The sequence below is a fragment of the Massilia sp. DJPM01 genome, from assembly GCF_030348125.1.
Lineage (GTDB): Bacteria > Pseudomonadota > Gammaproteobacteria > Burkholderiales > Burkholderiaceae_D > Telluria_A > Telluria_A frigida.
This window is the reverse complement of the sequence record NZ_JAQOZV010000049.1, coordinates 21,128-38,594: the sequence shown is the minus strand read 5'-3', so window position 1 is coordinate 38,594 and position 17,467 is coordinate 21,128. Positions and strand designations below refer to the sequence as shown.

Annotated in this window: 17 protein-coding genes; 7 read left to right on the top strand and 10 right to left on the bottom strand. The window is 63.4% G+C overall.

Annotated features, from left to right (window positions below; translation table 11 throughout):
* The first annotated feature begins 48 nt into the window (after window positions 1-48).
* From PO883_RS25595 to PO883_RS25565, 7 genes are all read left to right on the top strand, one after another.
* A complete protein-coding gene (locus PO883_RS25595; RefSeq protein WP_289312261.1) occupies window positions 49-927 on the top strand; it encodes an HlyC/CorC family transporter in 879 nt (292 codons plus the stop codon).
* Window positions 927-2,483 (top strand): apolipoprotein N-acyltransferase, encoded by a 1,557-nt coding sequence (gene lnt, locus PO883_RS25590; protein WP_289312260.1) that lies wholly within the window; start codon window positions 927-929, stop codon window positions 2,481-2,483. The genes PO883_RS25595 and lnt overlap by 1 nt, the downstream gene beginning before the upstream one ends.
* A gap of 103 nt (window positions 2,484-2,586) precedes the next feature.
* On the top strand, window positions 2,587-3,498 hold the full coding sequence (gene glyQ / locus PO883_RS25585; RefSeq protein WP_289312259.1) for a glycine--tRNA ligase subunit alpha: 912 nt from the start codon (window positions 2,587-2,589) through the stop codon (window positions 3,496-3,498).
* 17 nt (window positions 3,499-3,515) lie between these two features.
* Complete coding sequence (gene glyS, locus PO883_RS25580; protein WP_289312278.1) at window positions 3,516-5,603, top strand: glycine--tRNA ligase subunit beta; 2,088 nt, start codon at window positions 3,516-3,518, stop codon at window positions 5,601-5,603.
* A gap of 11 nt (window positions 5,604-5,614) precedes the next feature.
* Window positions 5,615-6,178 (top strand): D-glycero-beta-D-manno-heptose 1,7-bisphosphate 7-phosphatase, encoded by a 564-nt coding sequence (gene gmhB, locus PO883_RS25575; protein WP_289312258.1) that lies wholly within the window; start codon window positions 5,615-5,617, stop codon window positions 6,176-6,178.
* A gap of 47 nt (window positions 6,179-6,225) precedes the next feature.
* On the top strand, window positions 6,226-6,966 hold the full coding sequence (locus PO883_RS25570) for a 1-acyl-sn-glycerol-3-phosphate acyltransferase (RefSeq protein ID WP_289312257.1): 741 nt from the start codon (window positions 6,226-6,228) through the stop codon (window positions 6,964-6,966).
* A 14-nt stretch (window positions 6,967-6,980) separates the two neighbouring features.
* Complete coding sequence (locus PO883_RS25565; protein WP_289312277.1) at window positions 6,981-7,913, top strand: M48 family metallopeptidase; 933 nt, start codon at window positions 6,981-6,983, stop codon at window positions 7,911-7,913.
* Window positions 7,914-7,927: 14 nt separating this feature from the next.
* Here PO883_RS25565 and PO883_RS25560 read toward each other — a convergent pair whose 3' ends face one another.
* The 10 genes from PO883_RS25560 to rfbB form a co-directional block, all read right to left on the bottom strand.
* The gene (locus PO883_RS25560; RefSeq protein ID WP_289312256.1) at window positions 7,928-8,485 is read right to left on the bottom strand and encodes a YcxB family protein; all 558 of its coding nucleotides are present in this window, start codon (window positions 8,483-8,485) and stop codon (window positions 7,928-7,930) included.
* Window positions 8,486-8,529: 44 nt separating this feature from the next.
* Entirely contained in the window at window positions 8,530-9,795 is a 1,266-nt protein-coding gene (waaA, locus tag PO883_RS25555) for a lipid IV(A) 3-deoxy-D-manno-octulosonic acid transferase (RefSeq protein ID WP_289312255.1), read from the bottom strand.
* The gene (gene waaC, locus PO883_RS25550) at window positions 9,795-10,775 is read right to left on the bottom strand and encodes a lipopolysaccharide heptosyltransferase I (RefSeq protein WP_289312276.1); all 981 of its coding nucleotides are present in this window, start codon (window positions 10,773-10,775) and stop codon (window positions 9,795-9,797) included. Before waaC ends, waaA begins: the two co-directional genes overlap by 1 nt.
* Before the next feature lie 22 nt (window positions 10,776-10,797).
* The gene (locus tag PO883_RS25545) at window positions 10,798-12,192 is read right to left on the bottom strand and encodes a phosphomannomutase/phosphoglucomutase (RefSeq protein ID WP_289312254.1); all 1,395 of its coding nucleotides are present in this window, start codon (window positions 12,190-12,192) and stop codon (window positions 10,798-10,800) included.
* A 200-nt stretch (window positions 12,193-12,392) separates the two neighbouring features.
* Window positions 12,393-12,701, bottom strand: coding sequence for an H-NS family nucleoid-associated regulatory protein (locus PO883_RS25540; protein ID WP_054268487.1), 309 nt, complete (start codon window positions 12,699-12,701; stop codon window positions 12,393-12,395).
* Window positions 12,702-12,783: 82 nt separating this feature from the next.
* Window positions 12,784-13,878 (bottom strand): glycosyltransferase family 4 protein, encoded by a 1,095-nt coding sequence (locus PO883_RS25535; protein ID WP_289312253.1) that lies wholly within the window; start codon window positions 13,876-13,878, stop codon window positions 12,784-12,786.
* A 219-nt stretch (window positions 13,879-14,097) separates the two neighbouring features.
* The gene (gene rfbD / locus PO883_RS25530; protein WP_289312252.1) at window positions 14,098-14,988 is read right to left on the bottom strand and encodes a dTDP-4-dehydrorhamnose reductase; all 891 of its coding nucleotides are present in this window, start codon (window positions 14,986-14,988) and stop codon (window positions 14,098-14,100) included.
* Window positions 14,985-15,530, bottom strand: coding sequence for a dTDP-4-dehydrorhamnose 3,5-epimerase (gene rfbC / locus PO883_RS25525; protein WP_289312251.1), 546 nt, complete (start codon window positions 15,528-15,530; stop codon window positions 14,985-14,987). Before rfbC ends, rfbD begins: the two co-directional genes overlap by 4 nt.
* Complete coding sequence (gene rfbA, locus PO883_RS25520; RefSeq protein ID WP_289312250.1) at window positions 15,530-16,423, bottom strand: glucose-1-phosphate thymidylyltransferase RfbA; 894 nt, start codon at window positions 16,421-16,423, stop codon at window positions 15,530-15,532. Before rfbA ends, rfbC begins: the two co-directional genes overlap by 1 nt.
* Window positions 16,420-17,463: a dTDP-glucose 4,6-dehydratase gene (gene rfbB / locus PO883_RS25515; protein ID WP_289312249.1), complete on the bottom strand. Its 1,044-nt coding sequence runs from the start codon at window positions 17,461-17,463 to the stop codon at window positions 16,420-16,422. The genes rfbA and rfbB overlap by 4 nt, the downstream gene beginning before the upstream one ends.
* Between the last annotated feature and the right edge of the window lie 4 nt (window positions 17,464-17,467).

Genomic DNA, 17,467 nt, shown 5'->3' with positions numbered 1-17,467 from the left:
CGCTTTTGGTGTATCCTACGCCTATCGCAACAACGGCTCACGCCAACTATGCCAGAGCACCCTTATGACGTCCGAACGGACGCCAAGACCCACCGGTCACTGTTTGAACGCCTGACCGCACTGATCTCTCCCGAGCCCGAAAACCGCGCCGAGCTGCTCGAAGTCCTGCACGACGCCCATGAACGCAACCTGATCGACGCCGATGCGCTGTCCATGATCGAAGGGGTGTTCCAGGTCTCGGACCTGTCCGCGCGCGACATCATGGTCCCGCGCTCGCAGATGGACGTCATCGACATCAGCAAGCCGATCGAGGAATGGATGCCGCAGGTGCTGGAAACAGCCCACTCGCGCTTCCCTGCCATCGAAGGCGAACGCGACAAGGTCATCGGCATCCTGCTGGCCAAGGACTTGCTACGCTATTACGCCGAAGAAACTTTCGACGTACGCGACATGCTGCGTCCCGCCATCTTCATTCCCGAATCGAAACGCCTGAATGTGCTGCTGCGCGATTTCCGCGCCAATCACAATCACATGGCCATCGTGGTCGACGAATACAGCGGCGTTGCCGGCCTGATCACGATCGAAGACGTGCTTGAACAGATTGTCGGCGACATCGAAGACGAATACGATTTCGATGAAGAAGAAGACAACATCCTGTCGATCAAGGAAGGCCTGCTCGGCCCGCGCTGGCGCATCAAGGCGCTGACCGAGATCAGCCAGTTCAACGAAGAACTCGGCACCAGCCTGCCGGAAGACGACGTCGATACCATCGGCGGCCTCGTTGCCAGCCATCTCGGCCGCATGCCGCACAAGGGCGACGTGTTCGATATCGCCAACCTGCGCTTCGAGGTGCTGCGCGCCGACGCGCGCCAGGTTCACGTCGTGCTGGTGGAAAAACTGCCGCTGCCCGAAGACGAACACGATTGATGTTGCGCCGCTCGACCGTTCCGCTCGATCCGGCGCTGCGCGCCCCCCGCACCACGCTGCTGCCCATGCTGTTCGCCGCCCTCGCTGGCGCGACCAGCGTGCTGGCGTTCGCGCCCATCGGCTGGTGGCCGCTGCAAATCCTCGCGCTCGCCTTCCTGTTCTACCAGGTCGGCATGGACACCAATGTCCGCCGCAGCAGCCTGATCGGCTGGGCCTTCGGCTTCGGCTGGTCGGTTGCCGGCATGCACTGGCTATACATCACCATGAATCGCTTCGGCAATATTCCGGGACCGATGGCGGTGGCGGCCGTGTGCCTGCTGGGCCTGTACATGGGCTTGTTCGGTGCCTTCGCCAGCGGCTTGTCCACCTGGCTGCGCAAGCGCTGGTCGCTGCCGCTCACCAGCTTTTTATTGCTGGTGCTACCGGTGGCCTGGGGCTTGTCGGACTGGATGCGCGGCTGGGTCATGACCGGCTTCCCCTGGGTTGCCACCGGTTACGCCCATAACGCCAGTCCGCTGGGCGGCTACGCGCCGCTGGTCGGCGTGTACGGCATCGGGGCCATCGCCGCCCTGTGCGCCAGTTGCATCGTCATGCTGACCCAGCGCGCGCGCTGGCCCGGCATGGGCTTGCTCGGCGCCATCCTCGCGGCCGGCTACGGCCTGACTTTCGTCGCCTGGACCGCCCCCCAGGGCAATCCCATCAGCGTGCGCCTGATGCAGGGCAATGTGGAACAGATGAAGAAGTTTGATCCGGATCATGTCATGCGCGCGGTGGAGATGTATCGCGGCATGATCACCGCCCAGCCAGCCGACCTGATCGCCCTGCCGGAAACGGCCGTCGCCACCCTGCCTCAGTATCTGCCACCCGATTATTTGCCGTCGATCAAAAAATTTGCCGCCGACACGGGCAGTCACGTGCTGTTCGGCATCCCCTTGTCCGACGGTCCCGGCAGCTATGCCAACAGCGCGGTCGGTGTCAGCCCGTCCGGCCAGTCTTACCGCTACGACAAGCACCACCTGGTGCCGTTCGGCGAGTTCGTGCCGGCCGGCTTCCGCTGGTTCGTCGACATGATGCGCATTCCGCTGGGCGACATGAGCCGTGGCGCGCAAGTCCAGGGCGCTTTCGCCGTCAAGGACCAGCTGGTGTTGCCGAACGTCTGCTATGAAGACGTCTTCGGCGAAGAAATTGCCCTGCAACTGCGCACCATGCCGCGTCCGGCCACGATGCTTCTTAATATGTCGAACCTGGCCTGGTTCGGCGAATCGGTGGCGATTCCCCAGCATGTGCAAATGTCGCAGATGCGTTCGCTGGAAACCGGGCGCCCGATGCTGCGCGCCACCAACACCGGCGCGACCGTCGTGATCGATGGCCGTGGCAAGATCGTCAACACCTTGCCGATGTACACGCACGGCACCCTGGCTGCCCAGGTACAAGGGATGGGCGGCATGACGCCATTCATCCGCATGGGCAATTATCTGTTCCTCGCACTGGCGGCGCTGGCATTGGCTTTTGCCTGGTTCTCGGGCCGCAAGTACGCAAAAACGCAGCAAACATGACATTGTCGCCACTTGCCCCCCAGCGTCCCGCTAAAACCCGCTAAAATTGGTCGTTTTAGCAAACTCATTCGTTCGCGCCGTCAGCCGCGCGACAGCCACCAAGATGCTCACATTTCAACAAATTATCCTGACCTTGCAAACCTACTGGGACAAGCAGGGCTGCGCCTTGCTCCAGCCATACGATATGGAAGTCGGCGCGGGCACCTTTCACACGGGTACATTCCTGCGCGCAATCGGACCGGAACCCTGGCGTGCCGCCTACGTGCAGCCATCGCGCCGCCCGAAAGATGGCCGCTATGGCGCAAACCCGAACCGCATGCAACACTACTATCAGTATCAGGTGGTCCTCAAGCCGGCGCCGGAAAACATCCTCGACTTGTATCTGGGCTCGCTCAAGGCGCTCGGCCTCGACCTGCAAAAGAACGATGTGCGCTTCGTCGAAGATGACTGGGAAAGCCCGACACTGGGCGCCTGGGGCCTGGGCTGGGAAGTGTGGCTGAACGGCATGGAAGTGACACAGTTCACCTATTTCCAGCAAGTGGGCGGCCTCGATTGCAAGCCGGTGCTGGGCGAAATTACCTATGGTATCGAACGGCTGGCCATGTACTTGCAGGGCGTCGAGAATGTGTACGACCTGGTCTGGACCGAGTGGGAAGAGGGCGGCGTCAAGAAGTCGCTCAGTTACGGCGACGTGTTCCATCAGAACGAAGTCGAGCAATCGACCTATAACTTCGAGCACGCCAACACCGACCTGCTGTTCACCCAGTTCGCCAACCACGAATCGGAAGCCAAGCGCCTGATCGAACTCGAACTGACCCTGCCGGCCTACGAGCAGATCATGAAGGCTTCGCACAGCTTCAACATGCTCGACGCGCGTGGCGCCATTTCGGTCACCGAACGCGCCGCCTACATCGGGCGCGTGCGCACGCTGTCGCGCCTGGTCGCACAAGCCTATTACGACTCGCGCGAAAAGCTGGGATTCCCGATGGCTCCCAAAGCGCCGCTCGCCGCCTGAAAGATAAAATTAGAATGATGAACAACACCTTACTGGTCGAACTGCTGACCGAAGAACTGCCCCCGAAAGCGCTGGTCAAACTGGGCGCCGCTTTTGCCGCCGGCATTACCAACGGCCTCAAATCGCGCGACTTCCTGGGCGACGACAGCGTGGCCACCGCCTACGCCTCGCCGCGCCGCCTGGCCGTGTCGATCACCGGCGTGCGCGCCATGTCGCCCGATAAATCGGTGCGCGAAAAAGTCTTGCCGGTCAGCGTAGCATTGGATGCCGACGGCAAGGGCACCGCGCCACTGGCGAAAAAACTCGCTGCCCTCGGCGTGCCCGACCTCGATATCGCTACGCTCGAACGCGCCGTGGACGGCAAGGCCGAAAGCCTGTTCTACACCCGCAGCGTGGCTGGCAGCGCGCTGCACACCGGCCTGCAAGCCGCGCTGGAAGAATCCGCCGCCAAGCTGCCGATTCCCAAATTAATGAGCTACCAGCGTCCGGACGGCAGCACCGTGCAGTTCGTGCGTCCGGCACACAAGCTGGTCGCCCTGCATGGCGAGGCCGTCGTGCCGTTGACCCTGCTCGGCCTTTCGTCCGGCAAGCAGACGCTCGGCCACCGCTTCCTGACCGATGGCGCGCCCCTGACGATCGCGCATGCCGACCAGTACGCGGCCACGCTCGAAGCGCAAGGCAAAGTCATCGCCAACATTGAAGCGCGCAAGGAAAAGATCCGCAGCGCGCTGCTGCAAAAAGCCGGCGCCGACCAGGTGCTGATGCCCGAGTCGCTGCTCGACGAAGTGTCGGCGCTGGTCGAATGGCCGGTGGTGTACGAGTGCCACTTCGAGGAAGAATTCCTGGCCGTGCCGCAGGAATGCCTGATCCTCACCATGCAGACCAACCAGAAGTATTTTGCGCTGACCGATGCCGACGGCAAGCTGCGTTCGCGCTTCCTGATCGTGTCCAACATCGAAACAAGCGATCCGCAGCACATCATCGGCGGCAACGAGCGCGTGGTGCGTCCGCGCCTGTCCGACGCCAAGTTCTTCTTCGAGCAGGATAAGAAGAAGACCCTGGAATCGCGCCTGCCGCTGCTGGCCAATGTGGTCTACCACAACAAGCTGGGCACCCAGGCCGCGCGCTCGCAGCGCGTGGTGGCCATTGCCACCGCCATCGCCCACACCATGGGCTACAACGAACAACTGGCCGCGCGCGGCGCGCAACTGTCCAAGGCCGACCTGCTGACCGACATGGTGGGCGAGTTCCCTGAGCTGCAAGGCATCATGGGCACCTACTACGCGCGTCACGACGGCGAGCCGGAAGAAGTGGCGCTGACCGCGACCGAACACTATCAGCCGCGCTTTGCCGGCGACACCCTGCCATCGACCGAGACCGGCACCGCCGTGGCGCTGGCCGACAAGCTCGAAACGCTGGTCGGCATCTGGGGCATCGGCCTGCAGCCAACCGGTGAAAAAGATCCGTTCGCACTGCGCCGCCACGCGCTGGGCGTGCTGCGCATGCTGGTCGAAAAGCGCATGGACGTGTCGATCATCCAGTTGCTCGGCTTCGCCAATGCGCGCTTCGACGGCATCGCCGGCTTCACCGATCCGGTGCTCGACGTGCGCGCCTTCATGTTCGACCGCCTGCGCGGCGTGCTGCGCGAGCGTGGCTTTAGCGCCAACGAAGTCGAAGCCGTGCTCACCTCGCACGTCGACCGCCTGCACGACATCGTCGAGCGCCTGGAAGCGGTGCAAGCCTTTGCCGCCCTGCCGGAAAGCGTCACCCTGGCCGAAGCGAACAAGCGCATCACCAACATCCTCAAGAAAAATGGCGCCGTCACCGGCGCACCAATCGAAGCGCTGCTCAAGGAAGACGCCGAACGCACCCTGTTCGCGGCCATTAGGCGCGTGCGTCCGGAAATCGATGCGGCCTTCGCGGCGCGCGACTTCGCCGGCACCCTGAAAACGCTGGCCCAGCTGCGCGACGACGTTGCGAAGTTTTTTGATGACGTGATGGTGATGGACGAGGATCTGGCGCTGCGCAACAACCGCCTGGCGCTGCTGTCGGTCCTGCACGGCATGATGAACCGCGTCGCCGACATTTCCAAGCTGGCGGCCTAGGAGAGACCGGCATGAAGATGATCATCCTCGACCGAGACGGCGTCATCAACCACGATTCGCCGGCCTTCATCAAGTCGCCGGCGGAGTGGATTCCGATCCCCGGCTCGCTCGAAGCGATCGCCCGCCTGAACCAGGCGGGTTATCGGGTGGTCATCGCCTCGAACCAGTCGGGCATTGCGCGCGAACTGTTCGACATGACGATCCTCAACGCGATTCACCAGAAGATGCACGCCAGCGCGCAGCAGGTTGGGGCCGACATCGACGCCATCTTCTTTTGCCCGCACGCGGCCATCGACAACTGCGATTGCCGCAAGCCGAAAGCCGGCATGTTCGATGAAATCGCCAAGCGCTTCAAAGTCAGCCTGAAAGGCGTGCCGACCGTGGGCGACTCGCTGCGCGACCTGCAGGCGGGCTTCATCAGCGGCTGCACGCCCTACCTGGTCCTGACCGGCAAGGGCGAAAAGACGCGCCAGACCGGCGGCCTGCCGCCCGGCACCCAGGTCTTCCCCGACCTGGCGACGATGGTCAGCGCGCTGCTCAAGGTCAGTGCCGCGGCCGCGCACATCCCCATCTGATTGTCGTATCCGACTCCCCATCGACTCACGCATCCCCGGAGACTTCTTTGCGTCATACCATCCTGTTCCTGCGTTCCATGCTGTTTACCGTGGTCATGGCGATTGCCACCATCGTGTGGGCCTGCGTATGCTTCCTGGCCGCGCCGCTGCCGTACAACAAACGCTTCTGGGTCACCTCGCGCTGGAACGTCTTCGTGATCTGGTGCGCCAAGGTCATTTGCGGCATCCATTATGAATTCAAGGGTTACGAGAACCTGCCCGACGAACCGGCCATCGTGCTGTCGAAACACCAGTCGGCGTGGGAGACGATTTTCCTGCTGCCGAACCTGACCCGTCCCCTGGTGTTCGTGTTCAAGAAGGAGATCTTGTATATCCCCTTCTTCGGCTGGGCCATGGCGCTGCTGCGCATGATCCCGATCGACCGCAAGCGGGGCAAGAACGCCTTCAAGCACGTGGTCGCGCATGGCAAACGCCGCCTGGCCAGCGGCCAATGGATTATCATGTTCCCTGAAGGGACCCGCATCCCGGTCGGACAAAAAGGTAAATACAAAAGCGGCGGAACGCGCCTGGCGATTGAAACCAATGCGGTGGTGGTGCCGATCGCGCATAATTCAGGTGAATGCTGGCCCAAGAACTCTTTTCTGAAACGCCCTGGTGTGATCACGGTATCGATCGGCAAACCGATTTCACCGGACGGGCACACCCCTGACAGCTTGATGCACGAGGTAGAAAATTGGATAGAATCCGAAATGCGCGTCATTTCGCCCCACGTCTACAGCGCTGGCTGAGCGGGGTCGGCGCCCTGATCCAGGCAGCGGCGCCGCAGCAGACCGAGTCCTCTCCCAAGATCAACGGCGACCAGCTCGAATTATTCGCCCAGGATTTTTTTGCGGCGCTGGAACCGGCCGCAAAGCAGTCGATCGCGCCGCAGCCGCTGTTCAAGGCGCCGCCGGCGCCGCCCAAAGTCGTTTTCCCCACGCCGCTGCGCGCACCGGACGCGCCACCGCTGCGGCGCATCCAGCTCGGCCCCCACAGCCTCGAATTTGAATTGCGCCGCTCCAGCCGGCGCTCGATCGGTTTCATGATCGACGACCATGGCCTGCGCGTCACCGCGCCCAGGCGCATCACCCTGGCCGACATCGACAACGCCATCCGCGCCAAGCAGCGCTGGATCATCACCAAGCTGCGCGAACGCGGCGAGCGGCGCGCACTGCGCCAGGAACGCGCGCCGGTGGTGTGGATCGACGGCGCCCAGCTGCCCTACCTGGGCGCCAACATCACGCTGCGCCTGATCGAGGCGCCGCGCAGCCGCTGCGAGTTCGATGCGGATGCGCGCGTGCTGACGGTGGGCGTGGTGGCCGGGCTGGCCGAATGGCAGTTGCAGGAACGGGTGAAGATCTGGTTCCAGGCCGAGGCCAAGCGCCTGTTCGCCGACCGGCTCGACCTGTATGGGGCAAAACTGGGCGTGCGCCACGCCTCGCTGGCGCTGTCGTCGGCCGGCACGCGCTGGGGTTCGTGCACCGTCGATGGCCACATCCGCCTGAACTGGCGCCTGATCCACTACGCGCTGCCGCTGGTCGACTACGTGGTGGCGCACGAACTGGCGCACCTGATCGAAATGAACCACAGTGCGCGCTTCTGGGCCAGGGTGGAGTCGGTGTATCCCGATTATGACGGCGCCAGGACGGCGCTCAAGCAGCGCTCGCAGGAAATGCCGGTGGTGTTCAGCGCCTGACGCGCAGCGCGCTCTCAGAGCCGCGTGGCGGCCCGCAGCGACTCGCTGAAGCGGACCATGCTCTCGCCCTGCGCGGCGTTCAGGCAGCGGAACGGTACCGGCAGGGTGCCGCGCTTGAGAACCATCATGAAGCCGCGCGAATAGCGCCGGATCGCATACACATCGCCCCACGGTACCAGGGTCACGCCACTGCGGCTGGCGCGCACGATGCCATGCGTGTCGATCGTGAATTCATAGGTATTCCGGGAACGCCCCTGCGTGACGAAATGCAAGGCCGCGGACGAGGTACTCTTGGTTTGCATCCAATACGTAGCAAGAGTACCAATGCGGCGGCGGCGGATGATATATCCGGCGTGCTGCCACATGAAGCTGACATATTCCGGCAGCGCATAGCGCACCGAAAACTGCACCGTCTCCGGTGCGGCCGCCGGCACCAGGCCCGGTCCGAGCACCGGCAGCGGCATCATCGGCGCGTCAATGGTGACGCGGTTTGCTGAATCGAGCCGTTCGCGTTGAACCAGCACGGCGACGGGCTTGCGGCTGCCCACCGGCTTTGGATGAATGAACCACATGCGTTTCCCCAGTTATATTTGTTGTGGTCACATGTTACCAAAGCCTAATAGATCAATCGTCGCAATAAACCAACTGTGCGCGCGGTCGCGCCACGGTGCCGTTGCGCGTATGCGGCGGCCTGCGCACCCATGGCGGCACGCGCGGCGGGGTCGGCGAGCAGGCGCGCCGCTTCGCTGAGCAGCACGCCGGCATCGGGCACGCGAATCGCGCCACCGTCGGCGATCGCGTCTTCGGTGGCCAGCGCAAAATTGAAGGTGTGCGGGCCGACCAGCACCGGTTTGCCCAGGGCGCACGGCTCGATCAGGTTTTGCCCGCCCAGCGGCAGCAAGCTGCCGCCCACGAAGGCCACGTCGCATGCGGCGTAGTAGGCGAACATTTCGCCCATCGAGTCTCCCAGCAGTACCTGCGCGTCGAGATCCTCCTGCCCGATGGCCGAGCGGCGCCGCAGCGAAAAGCCGCGTTCCCTGACCAGCGCCGCCACGTCATCGAAACGCTGCGGGTGGCGCGGCACGATCATCAGGAGCGGCGCCGGTCCGGCCGGCAGCGTCATTTTCCTGAACGCGTCGAGGATCAGGGCTTCCTCGCCGTCGCGCGTGCTGGCGCACAGCAGCACCGGGCGTTCGCCGATCCGCGCACGCAGCCAGGCGCCCGTCTCCAGCGCCGCATCGGGCACCACCACGTCGAACTTGATGCTGCCGGTGACTTCCACCTTGGGCGCGCCGAAAGAGCGCAGGCGCGCCGCGTCAGCCTCGGTCTGGGCCGCCACCAGGGCGATGCCACGGCCGGCATCGGTCATCAGCTTGCCGAAGCGCTGGCCGCGCCGCAGCGAGCGTTCCGACAGGCGTGCATTGACCAGCGCGACCGGAATGCGCTCGCCGCAGGCGGCGATCAGGTTGGGCCAGACTTCGGTCTCCATCAGGATGCAGATGCGCGGCGTGAACTGGCGGATGAAGCGGTTCACCATGCCCATCGTGTCGTACGGCAGATAGGCCTGGACCAGGCGCTCGCCATGTTTGGAAAACAGCGCCTTGCCGGTGGCGCGCCCGGTGGGGGTCATATGGGTCAGTACGATGCGGCTGTCGGGATACGCCTCGGCCAGCGCGTCGATCAGCGGTTCGGCGGCGCGCGTTTCGCCGACCGACACCGCATGCACCCAGATCGTGTGCCAGCCGGCCACGCGGCCGCCGTAGAAGCCGAGCCGCTCGCGCCAGTGCTGGCGGTAGCCCGGTTCCTTGAAGCCGCGCCACCACAGGCGCCCCAGCACCAGCGGCAAGGCCAGGTACCACATGACGCTGTAGAAGGTGCGCATCAGGCCGCGCCCCGCAGTTGCTTCACGGCGGCCAGTACCTCGGCCACCGCGGGCGGTGCGCCCTTGTCGCCCAGGTTGATGATGTGCGGCGACCAGTTGCCTTCGGTTTTCCACTTGGGCGAGTCGCAATAAATCTCGATCACGGGGCGCATGAAGGCGGCGGCGATGTGGGTCAGGCCGGTGTCCACGCCGATCGCCAGCGCCACGTTGCGCGCCAGGCTGACCGCTTCATCCATCGACAGCTTGGGCAGCACGGTGGCATTCGGCAGGCTGGCCGCCAGCGTTTCGGCTTCGGCTTTCTCGACGGGCGAACCCCAGGCCAGCAGCACCGGCATGGGCGCGAGCGCACGTCCGGTGGCGATCCAGTTCTCGGGCGCCCATTTCTTGGCGTTGCGCGCGGTCCCATGGAAGAACACCGCGTAATCCCCGGCCGGCATCCATGCCGGGCGCTTGGCGTGCTCCGGTCCCGGCAAGCCGAAGTCGGGCTGGGTGTCGAGCGCGTAGCCGAGCGCCGCACCTGCCACCAGGCGTCCGCGCGCCACCGCGTGCGTGCGCGGATCGGTGGCAATGCTGTGGGTGTGGAAGATGCGCGAGATGCCTTCGTAGCCCGAGCCTTCGCTGCCGTTGGCCAGGCCCACCTTGCGCCCGCCCCTGGTCACGCGCGCGGCGCCCATGATGATGCCGGTCTTGAGCAAGCCCTGGGTGTCGAACACGTAGTCGTACTGTTCTTCGCGCACGGCCTTGAAGAAGGCGCGGATCTCGGCGCGCGTTTCCTTCTTGCCGAGGCTCTTGCGCCAGCGCCGCAAGGCGAACGGAATGATGCGGCGCACGTGCGGGTTCAGGCGCACCAGGCTGACATAGCCCTCCTCCACCACCCAGTCGATATTGGCGTCGGGATGGTGGCGCAGGATATCGGCCACCATCGGCAGGTTGTGCAGCACGTCGCCCAAAGACGAAACGCGCACCAGCAGGATGTTCAGGCGCGCCAAGCGGGGCTCGCGCTCAGAACGGCAGTTCGGCGTCGGGCCGCACGGCCACGATCACGCGCCGGAATTCGCTCTGGATGCGGCGCAGCGCTTCCGGCGTTTCCGCTTCGAAGCGCATCACCACCACCGGCGTGGTGTTGGACGATCGCGCCAGGCCAAAGCCATCCGGATATTCGACGCGCAGGCCGTCGATGTCGATGATGCGCTCGGAACCGGGGAAAGTCGCTTCATTGCGCAGGCGCTCGATCAGGGCCACGTTCTCGCCTTCGGCCAGGTGCAGGTGCAGTTCGGGCGTGCTGTCGGACTGCGGCAGCGCGTTCATCATGGCCGACGGATCGCTCTCTTTGGTGAGCAGTTCCAGCAGGCGCGCGCCGGAATACAGGCCGTCGTCGAAACCGTACCAGCGGTCCTTGAAGAAGATATGGCCGCTCATTTCGCCGCCCAGCGGGGCGCCGGTTTCGCGCAGCTTGGCCTTGACCAGCGAGTGGCCGGTCTTCCACATCAGGGGACGGCCGCCATGCTTGCTGATCCACGGCGCCAGGTGGCGCGTGCATTTGACGTCGTACAAAATCTCGGCGCCCGGATTGCGCGACAGGACATCGGCCGCGAACAGCATCATCTGGCGGTCCGGATAGATGATCTGGCCATCCTTGGTGACCACGCCCAGGCGGTCGCCGTCGCCGTCGAAGGCGATACCGATTTCGGCATCGGTCTCTTGCAGGCAGCGGATCAGGTCTTGCAGGTTTTCCGGATGGGCCGGATCGGGATGGTGGTTCGGGAAGGTGCCGTCCACTTCGCAGAACAGTTCGATCACTTCGCAGCCCATGCCGCGATACAGGTCGCCGGCAAAGGCGCCGGCCACGCCGTTGCCGCAGTCGACCGCGATTTTCATCGGGCGCGCCAGCTTGACGTCGCCGATGATGCGCTCCAGGTAAGCGGCGCGGATATCGTGGGTGCGGTAGGCGCCCGGCGTCGGGGCGGCGCTGCCGTCATGCGCGGCGATGCTGTCGGTTATGCTGTGAAACAGCGCCTGGATGGTTTCGCCGTGAATCGCTTCGCCGGCCAGCACCATCTTGAAACCGTTGTAGTTGGGCGGATTGTGGCTGCCCGTGACCATGATGCCCGAGGCCGCGCCCAGCACATTGGTGCCGAAGTAGACCATCGGCGTCACCACCACGCCCAGGTCGATCACATCGACGCCGGCCGCTTGCAAGCCTTGCGCCAGCGCTGCCGTCAGTTCCGGGCCGGACAGGCGCCCATCGCGGCCGATCACGACGATGCGCTCGCCCTTGGCCAGCGCGGCCGTGCCGAAGGCCTGGCCGATCTGGTGCGCGATGCCGGCGTCGAGCGTACTGCCGATCACCCCGCGAATGTCGTAGGCTTTGAAGATCGTCTTGGAAAGTGGAAGCATGGGATAGAAACCTTAGGAGAGTCGCGGCGCGGCAGGATGCTGGCGTGCGCCATGCAGGAACAGGCGGTACCGGGCTTGCAAACAGTGCGTCGGGATGAATGTGGGGGAAAGCGCTTAAAAGAACGTGGTTGATATTGTAGCGGCAAGCGGGGCTGTTGGGAATTGCCGGCCCGCGGATCTTGCCGCTACATGGAAAACGACTAGACGCGCAGCTTGTCGATGTCTTTGCCGCCTTCGACCCATTCCTTGACCCATTTCGGCTGACGGCCACGGCCGGTCCATTGTTGGGCTGCATTGTCCGGATGACGATAACGCACGGCCACGCTGCCGGTCTTGGCGCGGATGCCGGTGCCAATCAGATCCTTTAGTGGCACACCAACGCTCTGTGCAATTGCCAGGATCTGTTCGCGCGCCTTGGCGACTTCCTGGTGCTCGCGCTTCTTCATTTCTTGCTTGATTTGATCCTGCAGGTTGCGCAGGTCACCAACGGACATATTTGACAGATCCATCATCGTTCCTTCAAAGTGGGGTTGAAACAAATTAAGTGAAAACTCACCAATTGTCGCAATATACTACATCCGTGTATTAATGCTAGTCCTTCTTGCGAAGAATGAGCCAGCGCGGTGACTTAAATCGAACAATACGCGCATACAGCCACACATAACTGACGACGAACAATAAACAGAAAAAAATCAATACGCCCGTGTCTTTCCAGAACACCGTGGCCGGGATTACCGCCATCAGCGAAAACATCCACAGGTAGGGCGATGTTAGCGAATTGCGGCGCATCAGGGCGCGCGCTTCTTTGCGTCCCACCGCCCATTGCACGATGCGCCGGAAAATCAGGCTGTGCAAGTGAATTCCATCGGGCATCGCGGGAGATTTGCCGCGCAAGAACATGCGGCGATAGGCGGAGAAAATCGTTTCAAACGCCGGATATATCAGCAGCAAAGCCGCATACCAGGTCGACACATCGGGGTTGCGCATTACCAGCAGCAGCGCCAGCTCGCCCAGCATGAAGCCGATAAAATACGCGCCGCCGTCGCCCAGGAATATCAGGCCGACCGGGTAATTCCAGATCAGGAAGCCAGCCGTGGCGCCCGCCACCATCAGCGCCGCCACCAGCACGAACACATCGCCCACCTGCCACGCCACATAACCGAGCGAGATCAGCATACAAATGGTTACCACGCTGGCCAGGCCATTAAAGCCGTCGATGATATTAATCGCATTGGCGATCCCGGCCACCGCCAGCACGGTCAGCGGCAGCGCCACCCAGATATACATGATGCGCCACGAACTGAAGGGAAAGTCAATGCGGTCGAGTTTGGCGTCGAGCAAGAAATAACCGAGCAAGGCGGCCGCCATCGTCAATACCAGGCGGCGCAGCGCGCTGACATTGCCGGTATAGTCTTCCACGATGCCGCCGACAAATGCCACGCCGGCGCACAGCATCAGCGACATCAGCCAGCCCGCCATGGCCGGCACGCGCCAGATCGAAATGAGCGCACTGATGACGACCGCCATGAAAATCGGCAGCCCGCCAATGCGCGCCACGGTATGCGAGTGGACTTTTTGCACGCCGAAAAAATCGGCATCGAGCGCGGGACCATGCAGCCTGGCCTGCTTGATCACAAGCAGGGTCAGCAAGGCGGAAGCGACGAAACTCACGAGAAATGAAAACATTATTATTTATATATGCAAAAACGCGGGCAGGCTCGTGCCCTACCCGGCGGACCAACGCATGCGGTGAGTGTTGCCGTCGCCATGATCTGGTGTGGAGGTAATCCGTGATTGTACCGGATTACCCGCCCCTTAATTACGCCTGGATGGGGGCTGGCGGCCGACGATGCGCAGGTTTTATGCAAAAAAGAGCGCTATCGGCGCCTGTTGCGGCACTTTTGCTCACTCCTGGCCGACGGCGCCGCTCGCGCCCGCCCCGGCCAGGCAGTCGGCCAGGGCCGCGCGCCAGTGCGGCAGGGGGCCGCACAAGGCCATCAACCTGGCGCAATTCAAGCGCGAATTGGCGGGCCGGGGCGCGCTGGCGCCGTACTCGGCGGCGCTGATCGGGATCACCTCGCAGGCCATTCCGGTCGCGCCGAAAATCGCCTCGGCAAAGCCGGCCCAGCTGGTCTGGCCCTGGCTGCCGAGGTGGTACAGGCCGCCGTGCCGCTCCCACCAGGGCGCGCCACCCGCCAGCGCCAGTCCCAGCAGCTGCGCGCTGGTGTCGGCCACCGTGCGGCTCCAGGTGGGCGCGCCGTGCTGGTCGGCGACGATGCGCAACTGCGTGCGTTCGCGCGCCAGGCGCAACATGGTCAGGAGAAAATTATTGCCGTGCATGCCATATAGCCAACTGGTGCGCAAAATCAGGTGCGGAATGCCGGCGGCGGCAATCGCCTGCTCGCCGGCAAGCTTGCTCTGGCCATAGACATTCAGCGGCGCCGGCGTATCGGTCTCGGCGTAGGCGCCCGCGCTGCTGCCGTCGAACACGTAATCGGTGGAATAATGCAGCAGCGCGGCCCCCAGCGCGCGGGCTTCCTGCGCCATCAGGGCGGGCGCGTCGGCGTTGATGCGCATCGCCAGCGCGCCCTCGCCCTCGGCCCGGTCCACGGCCGTGTAGGCGGCCGCGTTGACGATCAGATGGGGCCGCACAGCGCGCAGCACGGCGCGCAGCTGGTCGAGATCGGCCAGGTCGCACTGCGCGTGCCCGGGCGCGACCAGTTCGCCCAGCGGGCGCAGGCTGCGCGCCAGTTCATGCCCGACTTGCCCGCTGGCGCCGGTGAGTAAAATCTTCACGGGAACACGTCGGACTGGGACAGCGGCGCACCCTTGCTATCCTTGCCCGATAGCATGGGCAGTCCGCGCAAGGGCCACTCGATACCGATATCGGGATCGTTCCACAAAATCACCCGTTCCAGCTCGGGCGCCCAGTAATCGGTGGTTTTGTACTGGACTTCGGCGCTCTCGCTGGTGACCATGAAGCCGTGCGCGAAGCCGGGCGGAATCCACAGCTGACGCTGGTTTTCGGCCGATAAATCGACCCCGATCCAGCGCCCGAAAAAGGCCGATGATTTGCGCAGATCGACCACCACGTCATAGATGGAACCGGCGCTGGCGCGCACCAGTTTGCCTTGCGGCTGGCTGATCTGATAATGCAGGCCGCGCAAGACATTCCTGGCCGATTTGGAATGGTTATCCTGGACAAAATGGGCGCTGACACCGGTCAGTTGCTCGAACTTGCGCTCGTTGAAACTCTCGAAGAAAAAGCCCCGGTCGTCGCCGAACACGCGCGGCTCCAGGATCAGCACTTCGGGCATGGCGGTTGGTGTGACTTTCATCAGAAAATCCTATCATTTAAGATGTGCAGCAAATACTGCCCGTAAGCATTATCTTTTATCGGCTGGGCCAGCGCTTCCAGGTCGGCGGCGCTGATAAAACCCTTGCGGTAAGCAATTTCTTCGGGGACCGCGACTTTCAAACCCTGCCGCTTCTCGATTGTGGCAATAAATTGTGAGGCGTCCAATAGCGATTCGTGGGTACCGGTATCGAGCCAGGCCAGTCCGCGCCCCATCACTTCCACCCGCAATTGCCCGGTGGCCAGATAGGCGCGGTTAACATCGGTAATCTCCAGCTCGCCGCGTGCCGACGGCCGGATCGCGGCGGCGATGTCGCACACCTGCCTGTCGTAAAAATACAGGCCGGTCACCGCGTAATGCGATTTCGGCAGCAACGGCTTTTCTTCGATCGACAGCGCATTCTGGTCCTGGTCGAATTCCACCACCCCGTAGCGTTCCGGATCGTGCACGTGATACGCGAATACCGTGGCGCCATCGGTGCGCGCATTGGCCATATTCAATTTATGATCAAGTCCATGACCGTAATAAATGTTATCGCCCAAAATCAGCGCTGAAGGTTGCGCGCCGACAAACTCGCGCCCGATAACGAAGGCTTGCGCCAGGCCATCGGGCGCCGCCTGCACCGCGTAGCGCAGGTTAATGCCCCAGGCGCTGCCGTCGCCCAGCAGCGCGTGAAAACGCGGCGTATCCTGCGGCGTCGAAATGATCAGGATATCGCGTATCCCGGCCAGCATCAGGGTCGTGAGCGGATAATAAATCATCGGCTTGTCGTACACCGGCAGCAACTGCTTGGAGACGCTGGTGGTGACCGGATACAGGCGCGATCCGGAGCCGCCCGCCAGGATAATGCCCTTGCGCGCCATTGGCGCCGTCATGCCGCCGCTCCCGCATGACGATAAGCGCCCGAGGCGATATCTTCCGCCCATGCGCGCTGCTCCAGGTACCAGCGCACGGTATTGGCGATACCGCTGCCGAAACTCTCGGCCGGGCGCCAGCCCAATTCGCGCTGCAGCTTGCCGCTATCGACGGCATAACGCCGGTCGTGGCCCGGACGGTCCGCCACATGCGCGATCTGGCTGCGATAACTGGCCGCGCGCGGGGCCGCGCCGTCCAGCAGATCGCACAGGGTGTGGATCACATCGATATTCTTCATTTCATTGCAGCCGCCGACGTTATACACCTGGCCCGGCCGCCCGCAATCGAGGATGCGGCGCAGCGCCGCGCAGTGGTCGCCCACATACAGCCAGTCGCGCACCTGCTGCCCGTCGCCGTACAGCGGCAGCGGCTTTCCGGCCAGCGCATTGGCGATCATCAGGGGAATCAGCTTTTCGGGGAACTGGTAGGGACCATAGTTGTTCGAGCAATTGCTGGTCAGGGTCGGCAAGCCGTAGGTGTGATGGCAGGCCCGCACCAGATGGTCCGAGGCCGCCTTGGAGGCCGCATACGGGCTGTTTGGCGCATACGCGGTGTGCTCGGTAAACGCCGGATCGGCCGGACCGAGCGTGCCATACACTTCATCGGTCGACACGTGCAGGAAGCGAAACGCGCTTTTCGGCGCGCTTGCCAGGTCCTGCCAATACGCGCGCGCCGCTTCGAGCAGCGCGAAGGTGCCGTTGATATTGGTGGCGATGAACTCGCCCGGGGCGTCGATCGAGCGGTCCACATGGCTCTCGGCGGCGAAATGGAGCAGCGCGCGCGGGCGATGCCGCGCCAGGAGCTGCGCCACCAGCGCGCGGTTGCCGATATCGCCCTGCACGAACAGGTGGCGCGGGTCGTCCTTGAGCCGCGCAAGATTATTCAGATTGCCTGCATACGTCAGCTTATCCAGATTCAATACCGGCTCGTCGCTGCGCGCCAGCCAGTCGAGGATGAAATTGGATCCGATAAAACCGGCACCACCGGTTACAAAAATCATTTAG